We start from the raw sequence: 15,675 nt of genomic DNA, 5'->3' as shown, positions 1-15,675 counted from the left end.
GTTGTCTGCATGGGCGTGCCGCGAAGGGCAACGTGACTGCGCTGTCACTGAGGGAGGCGTACACGGTGACCGGTACGCGGCATGTCCGTCTCGCAGGTTATCCCCGCAGGACCAGCGTCCCTAAATCGCAGATCACACTGCGGCGGTGATAACAGTCACAGAGACGATGGTCACAGATCACAGAGGGGTACCAACGGGTGGTCCAGGGCCCTGCCGTCCCGGGCACACAGCGCGGTACGCAGGGCGGGCAGAGGGCGGTACGCAGCACGGAACCGGGCGGCCCCCTTTTCACGGGGACCGCCCGGTTGCCCGCCCGTCGGCCGGCGCGGTACCGGCGTACTGCACACCACCCTGTGCGTACGCGCTGGTCAGCGGGCCGGTCACGCGGTCGGGGCGTTACGTGGAGCTACGTGGGGCGCCGGTATGTCGCCGGTATGTCGCCGGTAGGTCGCCGGTTTTACGTAGCGGTCAGAGGCCCTGAGCCGGCAGGGCGGGGGTGCTCTGGAGGACCGGCAGAGCGGGGGTGCCCTGGAGGAGCGGCAGGGCCGGAATGTTGGCGGCGTCGGTCCGGGCCGTACCGGCGAGGCCCTGCGCGAAGGGGGTGGCGTCCGAGCCCACGCCCTGCACGAAGGTCTGCGCACCACCCGCGACACGCTGCACGAACGGAGCAGCCTGGCCCGTCACGTCACCGGCGAGCAGACCGGCACCGCCGACGGCCCCCTGAGCGACCGGCACGACCTTGCCGACCACGCGCTGGGCGACGGGCGGCAGCACGTCGGAGGTGGGGAGGTCCTTGGTGGGGAGGTCCTTGGTGGGGAGGTCCTTGGTGGGGAGGTTGTTGAGGTCGGTCGTCTTGCCGAGGTCGGTGGCGTTGGTCAGGTCCGTCGCCTTGTCCAGGTCGGTGGCCTTGCCGAGGTCGGTGGCCTTGTCCAGGTCGGTGGCCTTGTCCAGGTCGGTGGCCTTGGCCAGGTCGCCGGTCGCGGGCAGGTGCTTGGTGGGCAGCTTGTGGGTGGGCAGGGCGCCGGTGGGCATGTCCTGCGTGTGTACGTCGTCCCCGGTGACCTGACCGGCCACGCCGTCCCCGGTCTTCTTGGCGGCGCCGGCCACGTCGCCGGCCGGCAGCTTGCCCTTCACCGTGTCGGTGACGGCACCGGTGACCGCGCCGGTGGCGGGCAGGTCGGCGGTGCCGGGCAGGTCGGCCGCGTTGGCGGCGACGGAGCCGAGGACCCACAGGCCGGAAGCGGCAGCGGCTACGACGATGGAACGACGGATGTTCTTGCGCATGATGGTGAAACGTCCTTCGAATTCAGGGGGTTCGAACGGGCAGACCTGTCCCGCCCCCGCGCGGCAGGTCCTGTGCAGACGCACGCGTCGTCTGCGGACGGGGCGTTCAGACTCCGGAGGTCTGAAGGCCTGCCCTAGCCCGGGAATTCGAGGATGTCGGCGGCACACTGCCGCGTCGGCGGCTCGGCCGCCACGCGTACGCCTCCGGGCGCCAGCCCGAAGTGCGCGGGATGCGCCGGTACGGCGGCGAACTGGTCCCCGCCGCGGGGCCCGTGGCCGTCACCGGCGGTGTGCGAGGCCGTCGGGGCGGGCCCCTGCGGGAGCTGGCCGGGGAGACCGCCCTGGCCCTGGCCCGGCTGCCGCTCCGACGCCGAACCGGCGTGCTGCGCGGCCCGCGGCGACGCGTCACCGAGGACGCGCGCACGCGCCGCAGCGGACGCGCACTCCGCCGCCTCGGCGCCAGCCCCGACCTGCTGGTCAGCGGCCCCGGCGTGCGGCGAACCGGCACCGTCCCGCGAACCGGAGCCCTGCCCCGGCCGCTCGCCGACCCCGTCGCCGTGTCCGGGGCCGTGACCGTGATCGTCGCCCCCGTCGCCGTCGCGGTCGCCATCGACACCGGGGATACCGCCGGGAAGCTCCACAGGCAGCGAACCCGGCTCCCCGGCCCGGCGCACCTCGCGCACCGCGTCCCGTACCGGAGCAGTGACCGGCTCGGTGGCCTGACCGGCAGTTGGTGCGGTCCGTTCTGCGACGGGCCGTACGGCCTTGCCGACCGGCGTCCCGGCCAGCGCGTCAGTGGCCGACCTGCCGCCACGCTGCACTTCCCGCCCGGCCTCGGCCCCTGCCACAGGTGCCTTCGGGGCTGCCGCCCCGAGCTGCGGTTCCACGCTCTCCGGGCGGTCCGCCGCATGCGCACCACCACCGAAGGCGAATCCGAGCGCCACGAACCCCGCCAGGAACAGCCCCGCCAGCAGCGCCCGGCGCACCACCACAGTGCGCGGAAGGCGCACAGCGGCGAACGGGGCCGGCACAGCGGACACGGGGAGATCCTTTACGACGGGTGAAGGGGCGCGGGCCCCGACGGGCACGACGGCCAACGGTCCCGAAGGCCGTTGGGCCGCGAGAAACCGGCGTCACACACGGCGCGATGCGGTGTGCTGATCGAGCGGTGCGGTGATCCTTGCACAGCAAACCAGCCCCTCCGCAAGCCCCACGCGGCTCTCGTTCCCGTTACTCACCCATGTCCGATATCGGCTGCGGCTGCACAGCAAACCAGGCCCCCCGCAAGCCCCACGCGGCTCTCGTTCCCGTTACTCACCCATGTCCGGTATCGGCAGTGGCCGCTTCTCGATCGCGGCTGCCATCACCTCCGGGAAGAGGTCCGGCGTGCAGGCGAACGCCGGTGCCCCGAGGGCCGCGAGGGCCGCCGCGTGCTCCCGGTCGTAGGCGGGCGCGCCCTCGTCCGACAAGGCGAGCAGCGCCACGAACTGCACCCCGGCCGCCTTCATCGCCGCGACGCGCTTGAGCATCTCGTCGCGTATGCCACCCTCGTAGAGATCGCTGATCAGTACGACGACGGTGTCGGCGGGCCGGGTGATCTGCGACTGGCAGTACGCGAGCGCGCGGTTGATGTCCGTACCGCCCCCGAGCTGGGTGCCGAAGAGCACGTCGACCGGATCGTCCAGCTCGTCCGTCAGATCGGCCACCGCGGTGTCGAAGACGACCAGCCGGGTCGCGATGGCACGCATGGACGCCAGCACCGCGCCGAACACGGAGGCGTAGACGACGGAGGCCGCCATCGACCCGGACTGGTCGATGCACAGCACCACGTCCTTCTTCACGGACTGCGCGGCCCGCCCGTAACCGATCAGCCGCTCGGGGACGACCGTGCGGTGTTCGGGCAGGTAGTTCTTGAGGTTCGCGCGGATCGTGCGGTCCCAGTCGATGTCCCGGTGCCGGGGACGGCTGATGCGCGCCGACCGGTCCAGGGCGCCGCTCAGCGTGGCGCGGGTACGGGTCGACAGCTGCCTCTCCAACTGCTCGACGACCTTGCGCACCACGGCCCGCGCGGTCTCCTTCGTCGTCTCCGGCATGACCTTGTTGAGCGACAGCAAGGTCCCCACCAGGTGTACGTCGGCCTCGACGGCCTCCAGCATCTCCGGCTCCAGCAGCAGCGCGGACAGGCCGAGCCGTTCGATCGCGTCGCGCTGCATGACCTGGACGACGGAGGTGGGGAAGTACGTACGGATGTCGCCGAGCCAGCGGGCCACGTTCGGGGCCGAAGCGCCCAGGCCCGCCTTGCGCGAGCCTTCGCCGTCCGGCCTGCGGCCTCCGTAGAGCGCGGCGAGCGCCCCGTCCATGGCGGCGTCCTGCCCCCGCAGCTCGCAGCCCGTCCCGTCGGCGCCGTCCCCGCCCAGCACCAGCCGCCACCGCCGCAGCCGCTCCTGCTCCCCGCTCATCCGGCCACCCCCGTACGCTCCCCCGGCCACCGGCCGTCCCGCCCTACGCCGCCCATACCGTCCACCCCGTCCACGTGGCCCATACCGCCCACTCGGTCCGCGCCGTCCACCCCCTCCACTCGGTCCGCGCCGCCCACTCGGTTCGCGCCGTCCGCCCCGTCCACGGCATCCCCTCCTCTCCCGCCGGGGTCCATCCCCTCCGTGAGGCCCAGCAGGACGCGCAGGGTCGGCAGCACGGCCGCTGCCCGGTCGCGGTCCAGGCCGGGGCCGAAGCCCGGTATCGCCGCTTCCTGGCCGCCGGGCACCGCGCCGCCCCGTCCCGCGGTGGGCCCGGCCGCGGCCGGGCCGCGGCGCACCAGTTCGCCGAGCGTGCGTCGCACTCCGGCGTCGTACTCCGCGAACGTCCGGCGCAGCAGCGGCAGTACGTCCGTGAAGGCGTCCGGTGGTACGTGCGCCAGCCAGCCGTCCACGAGGGCGAGCAGCCGCTCGTCGTGCACCAGCAGCAGGCCCCCGGCGTCGCCGCCGGCGAACCCCTCGATCCAGCCCGCCGCTTCGGCCGGCGGGGTGCCCGGCGACAGGACCAGCCCCATCAGCCGTTCCGCTTCCTCCGAGGTCAGCCGCCCGTCGTCGAGCAGCAGCCGCACCACGCGCCCCCGCAGGAGGCCGGGCACCGTCTCCCGTTCGGCCAGCTTCCGCAGCACCACCGCCCAGCGTTCCCGCAGCCCGTTCCGGGAGCCCTCGTCCAGGAGGCCCACCGCGTGGTGGGTCGCGTCCAGGTGGCGGCGCATCTCCGCGGCGCCGTCCGCGTCCAGGCCGGTGCAGGCCGGGGGCAGGCCGACGAAGACCCGCTCGGCCAGCCCGGTCGCCACTTCGCCGAGCGCGGCGGCGTCCGTGTGGCGTACGTCGCCGTAGCGGACCGAGCGGACCAGCGCGGGCAGTGCCTGGGCGAGGTGCCCCACATCGGTGTCGAGCGCGGCCCGGTCCGTGAGCACCCGCATGACCACGGGCAGCGCGTCCGGGAGCGCGGCGAGCAGACAGCGTTCGGCCAGTGCCGTGACGTCGGCGAGGGCCGTCGTCCCCAGGGCGTCGGACTCCGCCCTGGCCGTCGCGGCCGTCTCGACGGTCGTGCCCCAGACGCCGGCCTCGGCGGCCCGCACGGACAGTTCCGGTTCCCAGCGCAGCCGCCAGCTCTCCCGGAACGTGCCGGTGCCGGTACGCGTCCGCACGGGCTCGCCCCACGGAATGCCGAGCAGTCGCAGCCGGTGCAGCAGCCGGCTGCGCCCGGCGTCCGTGTCCTTGCGCAGGTCGAGGTCCAGTTCCCGTTCGGCCGCCTCCGGTTTGAGGCGCAGCGACCGCTGGCTGCGGGCGATGTCGCGCTGGAGGGGCACCGCCGGGGCGCCTTCCGGCACCTCGCCCAGCACGTCGCCCACCACCAGGCGGTCGTGGATCAGGACGGACGGCGCGTCGGACCCGTCGCCGAGCACCGCCCGCACCGCGTCGCCGGCCTCGGCCAGGCCGGCCAGTGGCCGGCCGCGCATCGTGGCCAGCGCGTCGGCGAGCCGTACGGCCTCGATGACATGGGCGGAGGAGACGGCGTAGTCCTCCTCGCGCAGCAGTCCGGCGACCTTCGTCATCCATCGTTCGATGGGGCGGTCGGGTGCGCTGAAGAGATGGCCGTACCAGCCGGGCGAGGAGATGCCGGCGCCGTATCCGCTGCGGCGCGAGAGCCTGCGGTGGGTCCACGGGACCCAGGTCATCTCGGGCTTCACCTTCGGCAGGCCCTTGAGCAGCTGCCGGTCGGCGGTGACGGTCGTGCGCCGGGCCAGGGCCGGGACGTGCCACGCCCCGCACACCACGGCGATGCCGTCCCCGAACTCCCGGCGTGCCTCGCGCAACCGGAGCCGCATATGGGCTTCCCGCACGAGGTCACGGTCGTGTCCGCCGACGCCGTACGCCTCCCGCAGCGCCCCCATCGCCTCGGCCAGCGCCTCGAACGGAGCGAGCGGATCGGCGGCCGCCGCGCTCCCGCCCTCGCTTCCGCTTCCGCCTCCACTCCCGCTTCCGCTTTCGTGGGCGCGGTGTTCGATCACGTCCTCCCACCAGCGCTCGGGGTCGTCGTACCCGGCGGTCCCGGCGAGCACCGCGACCGGGTCGATCCGCGCCTCCTTCGCAGGGTCGGTGTCCGACGACCGATCGGGGGCCGGCTGCCGGTCCGGGCCCGCCGGCCGGTCCGGAGCCGGCGGCCGGTCCGGAGCCGGCGGCCGAACGGGCTTGGACGGGCGGTCGGGCTCGGGCGGGCGGTCGGGCTCGGCCGCTTCCTCGCCGTCCGCGTCGAACGCCAGGGAGTGCGCAGCGGGCAGATCGATGAAGCGCACCGGTACGTCGCGGGCCAGCGCCCACCGGATCGCCACCCACTCCGGGGAGAACTCCGCCAGCGGCCAGAACGCCGCCCGCCCCGGGTCGGTGGGCACATGGGCGAGCAGCGCGACCGGCGGCCGCATCGCCTCGTCGGCGGCGAGCGCCACCAGCGCGTCCGCCTCCGGCGGGCCTTCGATCAGCAGGGCGCAGGGCTCATGACGCTCCAGCACGGCCCGGACCGCCCGCGCCGAGCCCGGTCCGTGGTGCCGCACCCCCAGCAGCAGCGGCATATCCGCCCGGGCGTTCATGCGCCGGCCTCACGGCAGGCGCGGTAGAAGTCCTTCCAGCCGTCGCGCTCGCGCACCACGGTTTCCAGGTACTCCTGCCAGACGACCCGGTCGGCGGCCGGGTCCCGTATCACCGCGCCGAGGATGCCCGCGGCCACGTCCCCGGACCGCAGCACGCCGTCGCCGAAGTGCGCGGCGAGCGCGAGTCCGGCGGTCACCACGGAGATGGCCTCGGCGGTGGACAGCGTGCCCGAAGGGGACTTGAGCTTGGTACGCCCGTCGGTGGTGACGCCGTCGCGCAGCTCCCGGAAGACCGTGACGACGCGGCGGATCTCGTCCGTGCCCGCGGGTGCGGGCGGCAGGTCCAGCGAGCGGCCGATCTGGCCGACGCGCCGGGAGACGATGTCCACCTCTTCCTCGGGCGTCGCGGGCAGCGGCAGGACGACCGTGTTGAAGCGGCGGCGCAACGCGCTGGAGAGTTCGTTCACCCCGCGGTCGCGGTCGTTGGCGGTGGCGATCAGGTTGAAGCCGCGTACGGCCTGGACCTCCTGGCCCAGCTCCGGGATCGGGAGCGTCTTCTCCGACAGGACGGTGATGAGCGTGTCCTGTACGTCGGCCGGGATGCGGGTCAGCTCCTCCACGCGCGCGGTCATGCCCTGCGCCATGGCCCGCATGACCGGGCTCGGCACCAGCGCGTCCCGGCTCGGGCCGTGGGCGAGCAGCTGCGCGTAGTTCCAGCCGTAGCGGATGGCTTCTTCCGGTGTGCCGGCCGTGCCCTGCACGAGCAGCGTGGAGTCGCCGCTGACCGCGGCCGCCAGGTGCTCGGACACCCAGGTCTTGGCAGTGCCGGGCACGCCGAGGAGCAGGAGCGCGCGGTCGGTCGCGAGGGTCGTCACGGCGACCTCGACGATCCGGCGCGGGCCCACGTATTTCGGTGTGATGAGCGTGCCGTCCGGCAGGGTGCCGCCGAGCAGATACGTCGCCACCGCCCACGGCGACAGCCGCCAGCGCTCCGGCCGCGGCCGGTCGTCGGCCGCCGCCAGTGCCTTCAGTTCGCCCGCGAACGCGTCCTCCGCATGGGGCCGCAGCACCTGCGCGGAGTCGTCGGCGCCGGTGCCTCCGGCGGCGCCTGCGGTGTGGTTCTCGGTCATGGTCTCCCCCTCGTCGCAAGGTCTGCGGCCGGCTCCCCACCTCCGCCGGCCGCTTGCGTGAACAACCCTGCACCACACCACTGACAATCACCGGAATCCCGTCCCTGACCTGCTACTTCGGCCCAGGCACCGGCCTGTGCCGGGCGGCTGCGAAGACGCCTCGCGCGGTACGTTCCGTCAGCGCCTCGCGGCGCCGTCGGGCACTTCGCGGCGCGCAGGGGGGCGATTGCGATGACTTCGGCGCTGTTCTTGCTGGTCAGAGCGATTGTCAGTGGTGGCTCGTAGCGTTTGGGACATGAATCCGCAGGGGGAACGCCGGACGTCGGATCACGTGCTCGCGCTCGCGCCCGACGCACCGTCACGCAAGGCGGGCGGCAGGCTCGCGACACCGGGCTCGTGGCCGGAGACCGGCACACGGGGCAGGGCGGTGTGGGGCCTGTGCAAGGGCAACGGCAGCAAGCCGTACCGAACCGTCGTGGACACGGCCGGGCCGGCCTTCACATGCAGTTGTCCGAGCCGCAAGTTCCCGTGCAAGCACGCGCTGGGGCTGCTGCTCATGTGGGCGGGCGAGGAAGGGGCCGTGACCGACGGCGAGCCGCCCGTGTGGGTGGCGGAGTGGCTCGAAGCCCGCCGGCGGCGCGAAGAGAAGAAGACGTCGGAAGCCGACAACAGCGGTGCGGGACCGAGCGGTTCGTCGTCCACCGCCGGGCCGGAGGCCGCACGGCGCCGTGCGGCGTTGCGCGCCCGGCGCATCGCCGCAGGCGCCACCGAACTGGAACAGCGCCTGGAAGACCTGCTGCGCTCCGGCCTGGCCACCACCGACCGCGGCGGGCACGGGACCTGGGACGAGACCGCTGCCCGCATGGTCGACGCGCAGGCACCCGGACTCGCCGCGCGTGTACGGGAGTTGGGACCGACAGCGGCCTCCGGGCCGGACTGGCCGTCCCGGCTGCTCGCCGAATGCTCCCTGATCCACCTCCTCGACCAGGCGTTCCTGGGCATCGACGGCCTGCCGCCCGCGCTGGCCTCGACGGTCCGCACCCGCGTCGGGCTCACCACCGACGCGGCGGAGGTGCTCGCCGGGCCGGACACCGCGACCGTGCGCGACCGCTGGCTGGTGCTCGCCCAACAGGACGCGGAAGAAGGCATGCTGACCAGCAGGCGGATATGGCTGCGCGGCGAGCGGACCGGGCGCATGGCGCTGCACCTCTCCTTCAGCGGCCCCGACCGTGCCCTGGACCTCTCGCTGCCGAGAGGCCTCGTCCTGGACGCCGACCTCGCCTACTACCCGGGCGCCCGCCCGCTGCGCGTCGTCCTGGGCACGCGGCACGCCGATCCGGCACCGGTCACCGGCCCGCCGCCGGGCGGCGGCACCGACGCCGCCCTGGCCGCGTACGGCGACGCGCTGCGCGACGACCCCTGGCTGGACGCCTGGCCGGTGGTCCTGACGGATGTCGTACCGATACCGGGACGGGACGGCGAGCGGTGGCAACTTGCCGACGCGGACGGGGAGTCCGCACTGCCGGTGGATCCACGCTGTGCGGAGCGGGCGGGGCTGTGGCGCCTGACCGCGATATCCGGCGGCGAACCGGTGACGGTCTTCGGCGAGTGCGGGCACCGCGGATTCGTGCCCCTGACCACCTGGGGCCCGGAGCCGGTCGCTCTGTGACCGGGCGGCGGCCGAGCGGTGACCGGGCGGCGCCTCGTGCCCGCCGCGTACACCGCCGGTGAAGCCGTCATCGTCGGCATCGACGTCGTCCGCCACCTGCCGCCCGCCTTCGCCGGCCCGTCCACCCGAGGTCCGCTGCCGCCCGCTGCCCGACCACTGCGCAGTGCCCGACCACCACCCGACCACTGCCCGCCCAACATCCGATCGCCGCCAAACGTCCGATCACCGTCCAACATCCGATCGCCGTCCACCGTCCGATCACCGTCCAGGGGGAAGACCATGATCGAAGGCCGCAGCACCGGAAGTCACCACGGCGTCGGCGCCCGGAGCGGCTCCGCCACCACCGCCGAACCCTCCTGGGAGGAGCTGGTGAGCGCGGCGCTGCTCGGTACGGAGCGCCGTACGCCGCCCGTCGCCGCCGCGGGCCGGAGCCCGGCGGCGGCGCTCCTGGACGCGGCAGCCGTGAGCACGGTGCGGCGCCGGGCCGCGCTGCGTCCCGCGCCCGCCCGCGAGCGCCCCGTACCGGCCCCGGCCGATCCGCGCCCGCCGCTGCCGCCGGCCGCGCGGCGCAGGCTCGCGTTGCTGCTCGCCGACCGGAACGGCGCCGGCAGCGGTAACCGCCGCGGTACGGCACCCGACCTGACCGAGCTGCTGCCGCAGTGGCTCACCGCCGCCGCCCGGCACGGCTACCGCGCCCCCGGGGCGCTGCTGCCCGCGCTGCTCGACGCGGCCCGCGCGCGGACCGACCTGCGGGCGGCGGCCCTCGGCTTCGCCGGGCCGCGGGCGCTGTGGCTGGCCCGGCTCAACGACGAGTGGAAGTTCGCGCTGCGCGGCGTCGGGAGCACGGCGGCGCTGCCCGGCCCGGACGAGCCGGAGGCCGTGCGCGCCCTGTGGGAGGAGGGGCTGTTCGCCGAGCGGGTCTCGTTGCTGGCGGCGCTGCGCCGCCGTGACCCGGCGGCCGGGCGTGCCCTCCTGGCCACCACCTGGGCGGCCGAGCGCGCCGAGGACCGGCTGATGTTCCTCGACTCCCTGCGGGAGGGCCTGTCGGTCGACGACGAGCCGTTCCTCGAACAGGCGCTGTCCGACCGCAGCCGCAACGTGCGGGGCACGGCCGCCGAGTTGCTGTCGGCCCTGCCGGGCACCGCGCTGGCCGCCCGGATGGCGGGCCGGGCGCGCGCCTGCGTCAGCCTCGTACCCCGCATACGTACGCATACGGAGGAAGGGGCTGCCGAGCCCGTATCGGACGCACCCGGGACAGCCGTGGCCGATACGTACACGCCCCGTGCGCACGCGTCCGGCGCGGGTGCCCCGATGCTCGCCGTCGAAGCGCCGAAGGAGTGTGACGCGGCGATGCAGCGCGACGGGGTGGTGCCCAGGCCGCCGACCGGCCGCGGCGAGCGGGCCTGGTGGCTGAGCCAGCTGCTGGAATCCGCCCCGCTCGACTGCTGGAGCCGTTGGCTGGGCGGCCGGGAGCCGGGCGACATCGTCGCTCTGCCGGTGGCGGACGGCTGGCGCACCGAGCTGCACGACGCCTGGTGCCGGGCCGCCGTGCGCCAGCGGGACGTGGCCTGGACGCGGGCCCTGCTCGGCGCTCCGGGCAGCGCCCCGAGCGAGGCCTCACCGCGTTCCGGTACGTACGCAACCGGCCCGGCCGCCCCGCACAGCACCGCGTCCACGGCCGGCGCCCCCGCCCCCTCCGCCTCCCTCTCCCCTGACAGTCCGGCCGGTTCGTCGCGCGACCTGGCGCGGCTGCTGACGGTGCTGCCCGGGGAAGAACGCGCGCAGTGGGTGGCGGAATTCATCGCGGCCCACGGTCTGTCCGACGCGTTCCGGATGCTCGGGGTGTGCGCGGTGCCGTGGACCGAGCCGCTGGGGCGAGCGGTGGTCGACGCGCTGGACATCGCCCGGGACGCGGGCAGTTATCCGTGGAGCTTCAGCGGGGTGATGGGGCTGGCCGAGCGGTGCCTGGACCCGGACGCCGCGGACCGGCTCGCCATGCTCACGGCGACGCCGGACGAGCCCGTCGACGGCTCGCCCGGCGCGGTCGGCTACTGGTCCGAGGCGTTCCAGCGCCTGGTGGGCACGCTGCGGCTGCGCGCCACGATGCGGGCGGAGCTGGCACCGTGAGCCGGCCCACGGCCGGCCCGGGTGTGCCCCACCCGACGGCCCGTCCGGACGCGCTCCGCCCAACAGCGGGCCCGGCACGCCCCGCAGGGCAACCGGGCCGGACGTGCCCCACCCGACGGCCCCACCCGGCGCCCCCTCCCGATGCGCTCCGCCCGGCAGGGCTGTCGTCAGGCCGCCAGCTGGCGGACGTTGGCCCGGACCCACTCGACGATCGAGGTGGTCGTCGCCCCGGGTGTGAAGATCTCCGCGACGCCCAGTTCCTTGAGGGGCGCGATGTCCGCCTCGGGGATGATGCCGCCGCCGAAGACCTTGATGTCCGCCGCGTCCCGCTCCTTGAGCAGCTCTATGACCTTGGCGAACAAGGTGTTGTGCGCCCCGGACAGGATGGACAGGCCGATCGCGTCGGCGTCCTCCTGGATCGCGGTGTCCACGACCTGCTCCGGGGTCTGGTGCAGCCCCGTGTAGATGACCTCCATGCCGGCGTCGCGCAGTGCCCGCGCGATGACCTTGGCTCCCCGGTCGTGTCCGTCGAGCCCCGGCTTGGCCACCACCACACGGATCGGACCCTGCACACCCATCACTGCCTCCCAGCCCTGCACGGCGCCGCACGGCGCCTGCACGGGGCAGGGCCGTCGGGCCGACATCCGAATGGCGACCGCGTCGGCCGCCCCAAGCGTGAACGAACGTTATCGCCAGCATCCCGTACCCGGCCGTTTCGTAACACTGAGGGAGGGGGAAATCACACATTGGGACACGTTCGCTACGCGTTGCGTTCCGCGCCGCTTCACGCAGCGGGACGGGCGCCAGGGGAGCCGCAGTGAGGTCGCCGCGCCTCCGCGCCGTCAGCCGCACGGCACGGAGGACCGGCCGTTGAACGCATCCGCCTTCGTATCCGTACGTCCGGGCAGCAGCCGGTCAGCAGCTCGTTCACGTACGTATACGTTGCCGGAAACGGCTGCCCATGAGGGCTTACGGGGGACAGAGTCGTCTCCCGCGTGCCATTCGGGAGGTCGGCCATGAAGGCCTTGCCCTTTCTCTGTTGTCTGGCCCGCCCCTCCGCGCTGCTGCGCGCGACGGTAGTGGAGCTGGCGATCCTCGTCGGGCACCTTCTGCTGTACCCGACCGGCATCCACCAGGAACAGCCCAGAACCCTTCCGGGCACCGGTGCCGGCACCGGGCCCGGCACCGGCACCGGCCCAGACGGAGATCCAGGAACCGGCGCCGGCACCAACACCGGCGACACCGCGACCCGCACCACCACCGGCTACGGCCACGACTACGGCCACAGCCACGGCCCCACACCCGCCCCAGCCCCGGGCACGGCCACCCGGCCGACCCTGCTGCCCACGCAGGGCCGCGCCCACCCGCCGGTGCTCCTGCTGCACGGCTTCATCGACAACCGCTCCGTCTTCGTCCTGCTCCGCCGCTCGCTGCTGCGGCACGGCTGGCGCCACGTGGAAGCGCTCAACTACTCGCCGCTCACCTGCGACCTCCGCAAGGCCGCGGAACTGCTGGGCCGCCACGTCGAGCAGATCTGCGAGCGCACCGGCCACAGCAGGGTCGACCTCGTGGGCCACAGCCTCGGCGGCCTGATCGCCCGCTACTACACCCAGCGGCTCGGCGGCGACCTCCGCGTACGCACCCTGGTCACCCTCGGCACCCCGCACGGCGGCACCCGGGTCGCGCCTTTGATGTCGGCGCATCCGCTCGTCCGGCAGATGCGCCCGCATTCCGACGTGATCGTGGAGTTGGCGCGGCCCGCTCCGAATTGCCGGACGCATTTCGTCTGCTTCTGGAGCGACTTGGACCAGCTGATGGTCCCGGTCGAGACCGCGCGTATCGATCACCGGGATTTGATCACCCGCAGCGTGCGGGTTTCCGGCATCGGGCATCTCGCGCTTCCGGTCAACGGCGCGGTCGCGGCCGGAATACGGGAGGCGCTCAGCGCCGAGGAGGAGGCGCGCGGCAGCGCGAGCGCATCGGTCGCCTGACCGCAGCCCGAGCGCCGCGTCCCTGACTCGACCCCACCTCGGCCCAGAGCGCCGCATCCCTGGCCTCGGCCCCGCCTCGCCTCGCCCCCGAACCTCGCCCCCTGCCCTTCGCACCGCCGACCGCGGACCGCGGACGCTGACCTTCGCCCCCTGACCGCCGAGGCCAGGGCCCGCGGTCGGCGCGGTACGGAGGTCACTTTCCAAGGTCGCACGCGCCATTCGATCTCCCCGTGCGTACTTCCGCGAGCCCGCACCGCCTCGAACGCGCCTCGAACGCGGCGCCAAGAACGCGCATACTGTCCGCCGAAAGGCGGCCAAATGCCCGTTGTCGGGAAGTCCAAAACCTGCCGAAGATTGTCGCCGTCACGTACTGCCGGGTACAGTCGCCGCTAATTCTCCTGCTGTCGAGGCGAAAGAGAAGTGGTGGTGAACGACCGTCACTCGCCGGAGTCCCCCGCTCCGGCAGTCCCCTCTCCCGACGCCTCGTATGCGCACTACCCGGCCTACGGGTCCTACGGACACCAGGACACCCAAGTCGGCCATGCCGCATACGGCGGCGGCGACCCGTACTTCGGCGCGCTCCCCGGCCACCAGGCCACCGGAGCGCACGACGCCGCGCCGTACGACACCACCGCGTACGACGCCACCGGATACGGCACCGACGCGTACGCCACCGCCGCGTACGCCACCGGTGCTTACGACGGCGGCTACGACGCGGGTGCCCACGCCGCGGGCTACGACCCGTACTCCCACACCGCGTACGACACCGGCGGCTACGAAGCCGCGCCCCCGGCGGCCCCGGCCGCCCCGGACGGCTACGAGGCCACCGCGGTCTGGGGCGTCGTCGGGCAGGACCTGATCGCCGGCATTCCGGCGCAGGCGGGCCCGCCGCAGACCGGCTACCCGTACGACGCCGACGCCAGCTCCCAGTGGGAGACCATGACTTGGGCGGGGCCGGCCCTGGGGCAGTACGGGAACGAGCCGTACGAAACCGGGCAGCATCACGGTGCGAGCACGGGCCCCGGCACGCGCCCCGGCAACGGCAGCGATTCGGGAACCGGCGCCGACACCGGCCCGTATGCGACCGCAAGCGATCAGTTCGCGTCCGCTTACGGCGGGTACGAGGCGTTTCCGGGTACGGATATGGCGGACAACCGATTCGCCTCCGCACCCGAGGACCAGCACGGGCACCCGGACCCGTTCGGTGCCACCGCCATCGCCGAAGCCCTCACCCAGACCACCCCGGCGATCTCCCCCGACGCGTTCGACCACCCCGACGCCTTCCACGGCATCGACGGTCTGCACCACGTCGACGGCTCCGCCGGCCCGGACGGTCCCGGCTCCACCTCCCCGGACGTCGCCGACATCACACCCGAAGGCAGTTCCGCCGCGGCTGCCGTTCCCGCCGCGCGCGGCTCGCGCTCACGGCGTGCGGCGCAGGGCGGCGGTTCGTCCGGGGGCAGCCGTGGCCGCCGCCGTACCGCTAAGCGCTCCGCGCTGCTGACCGTCGCGGTGCCCTCGGTCGCCGCCATGGGCGTATGCGCCGTGGCAGCCGCCTCCGTGACCAGCGGTGCCGAGAGCGGCGCCAAGGACGGTACGACGACCCAGGCCGCCGGGGACCCGGGAACCGTGCAGCCGACCGCGGCCAACAACAAGCTCGACACCCAGCTCGCCAGCCTGAGCGCGGGCGCCGACGACTTCGCCGACCGGGCCAGCCGTACGCAGGAGCGCATCGACCTCAAGGCCCGGCAGATCGCCGAGAAGAAGCGCAAGATCGAGGAGGCGGCGCGCAAGGAAGCCCTGCGCCCCAAGTTCGCGCTGCCGGTCGCGCAGCACGGCCTGAGCGCGATGTACGGCCAGGCCGGCGTCAACTGGATGTCCGTGCACACCGGCATCGACTTCCCGGTCGACTACGGCACGCCCGTCATGGCCGCCACGGACGGCACCGTACGCACCCAGTTCAACTCCGCCTACGGCAACATGGTGATACTGACCGCGCCGGACGGCACCGAGACCTGGTACTGCCACCTGAGCACCGCCACGGTCCGGTCGGGCAAGGTCAAGGCCGGCGAGCAGATCGCCTACTCGGGCAAGTCCGGCAACTCCACGGGACCGCATCTGCACTTCGAGGTACGCCCCGGCGGCGGCTCGCCCATCGACCCGCTGCCGTGGCTGCGCAACCATGGACTGAACCCGACCTGACCGGCCCCGCAGCACACAACCGGAACCGTCCGGCGCCCCTCAGGGCGCCCGACCGGTAGGGGTGGGTGGTGGGGGGGCCGGGACGGGGGGGGGAGTCCCTGGTTGGGCAGCCCCAGCACGGGGGGGGATGGGGGGGCCCCGCCCGGG

The 15,675-nt window shown here is 73.9% G+C and carries 10 protein-coding genes; 4 read left to right on the top strand and 6 right to left on the bottom strand.

Features of this window, described 5'->3' with window-relative positions:
- Positions 1–468 precede the first annotated feature (468 nt).
- The 5 genes from ACFV57_RS20160 to ACFV57_RS20140 all read right to left on the bottom strand — a co-directional run bounded on the left by ACFV57_RS20160 (position 469) and on the right by ACFV57_RS20140 (position 7,539).
- A complete protein-coding gene (locus ACFV57_RS20160) occupies positions 469–1,284 on the bottom strand; it encodes a hypothetical protein (protein WP_385233747.1) in 816 nt (271 codons plus the stop codon).
- A 134-nt stretch (positions 1,285–1,418) separates the two neighbouring features.
- Positions 1,419–2,324 carry a hypothetical protein gene (locus ACFV57_RS20155; protein ID WP_385233744.1) on the bottom strand — a complete coding sequence of 302 codons (906 nt, stop codon included), beginning with the start codon at positions 2,322–2,324 and terminating at the stop codon, positions 1,419–1,421.
- A gap of 270 nt (positions 2,325–2,594) precedes the next feature.
- A complete protein-coding gene (locus ACFV57_RS20150) occupies positions 2,595–3,743 on the bottom strand; it encodes a VWA domain-containing protein (RefSeq protein WP_385233741.1) in 1,149 nt (382 codons plus the stop codon).
- On the bottom strand, positions 3,740–6,409 hold the full coding sequence (locus ACFV57_RS20145) for a DUF5682 family protein (protein ID WP_385233737.1): 2,670 nt from the start codon (positions 6,407–6,409) through the stop codon (positions 3,740–3,742). Before ACFV57_RS20145 ends, ACFV57_RS20150 begins: the two co-directional genes overlap by 4 nt.
- Positions 6,406–7,539 (bottom strand): AAA family ATPase, encoded by a 1,134-nt coding sequence (locus ACFV57_RS20140; RefSeq protein WP_385233734.1) that lies wholly within the window; start codon positions 7,537–7,539, stop codon positions 6,406–6,408. The genes ACFV57_RS20145 and ACFV57_RS20140 overlap by 4 nt, the downstream gene beginning before the upstream one ends.
- A gap of 295 nt (positions 7,540–7,834) precedes the next feature.
- On the opposite strand from ACFV57_RS20140, the gene ACFV57_RS20135 reads away from it, so the two are divergent.
- Both ACFV57_RS20135 and ACFV57_RS20130 read left to right on the top strand, forming a co-directional pair.
- Positions 7,835–9,208, top strand: a complete 1,374-nt coding sequence (locus ACFV57_RS20135) for an SWIM zinc finger family protein (RefSeq protein ID WP_385233731.1) — start codon at positions 7,835–7,837, stop codon at positions 9,206–9,208.
- Positions 9,209–9,487: 279 nt separating this feature from the next.
- Positions 9,488–11,335: a DUF5691 domain-containing protein gene (locus tag ACFV57_RS20130; RefSeq protein ID WP_385233728.1), complete on the top strand. Its 1,848-nt coding sequence runs from the start codon at positions 9,488–9,490 to the stop codon at positions 11,333–11,335.
- A 167-nt stretch (positions 11,336–11,502) separates the two neighbouring features.
- Here ACFV57_RS20130 and ACFV57_RS20125 read toward each other — a convergent pair whose 3' ends face one another.
- Positions 11,503–11,913: a cobalamin B12-binding domain-containing protein gene (locus ACFV57_RS20125; RefSeq protein ID WP_030024580.1), complete on the bottom strand. Its 411-nt coding sequence runs from the start codon at positions 11,911–11,913 to the stop codon at positions 11,503–11,505.
- Positions 11,914–12,351: 438 nt separating this feature from the next.
- Between ACFV57_RS20125 and ACFV57_RS20120 the strand changes: the two genes are divergently transcribed.
- Together ACFV57_RS20120 and ACFV57_RS20115 are read left to right on the top strand one after the other, a co-directional pair.
- Positions 12,352–13,326: an esterase/lipase family protein gene (locus ACFV57_RS20120; RefSeq protein ID WP_385233725.1), complete on the top strand. Its 975-nt coding sequence runs from the start codon at positions 12,352–12,354 to the stop codon at positions 13,324–13,326.
- Positions 13,327–13,752: 426 nt separating this feature from the next.
- A complete protein-coding gene (locus tag ACFV57_RS20115; RefSeq protein WP_385233722.1) occupies positions 13,753–15,528 on the top strand; it encodes a M23 family metallopeptidase in 1,776 nt (591 codons plus the stop codon).
- Positions 15,529–15,675: the final 147 nt, after the last annotated feature.

The organism is Streptomyces sp. NPDC059788, from assembly GCF_042732265.1.
GTDB lineage: Bacteria > Actinomycetota > Actinomycetes > Streptomycetales > Streptomycetaceae > Streptomyces.
This window is presented reverse-complemented; position numbering and strand designations above follow the sequence as displayed.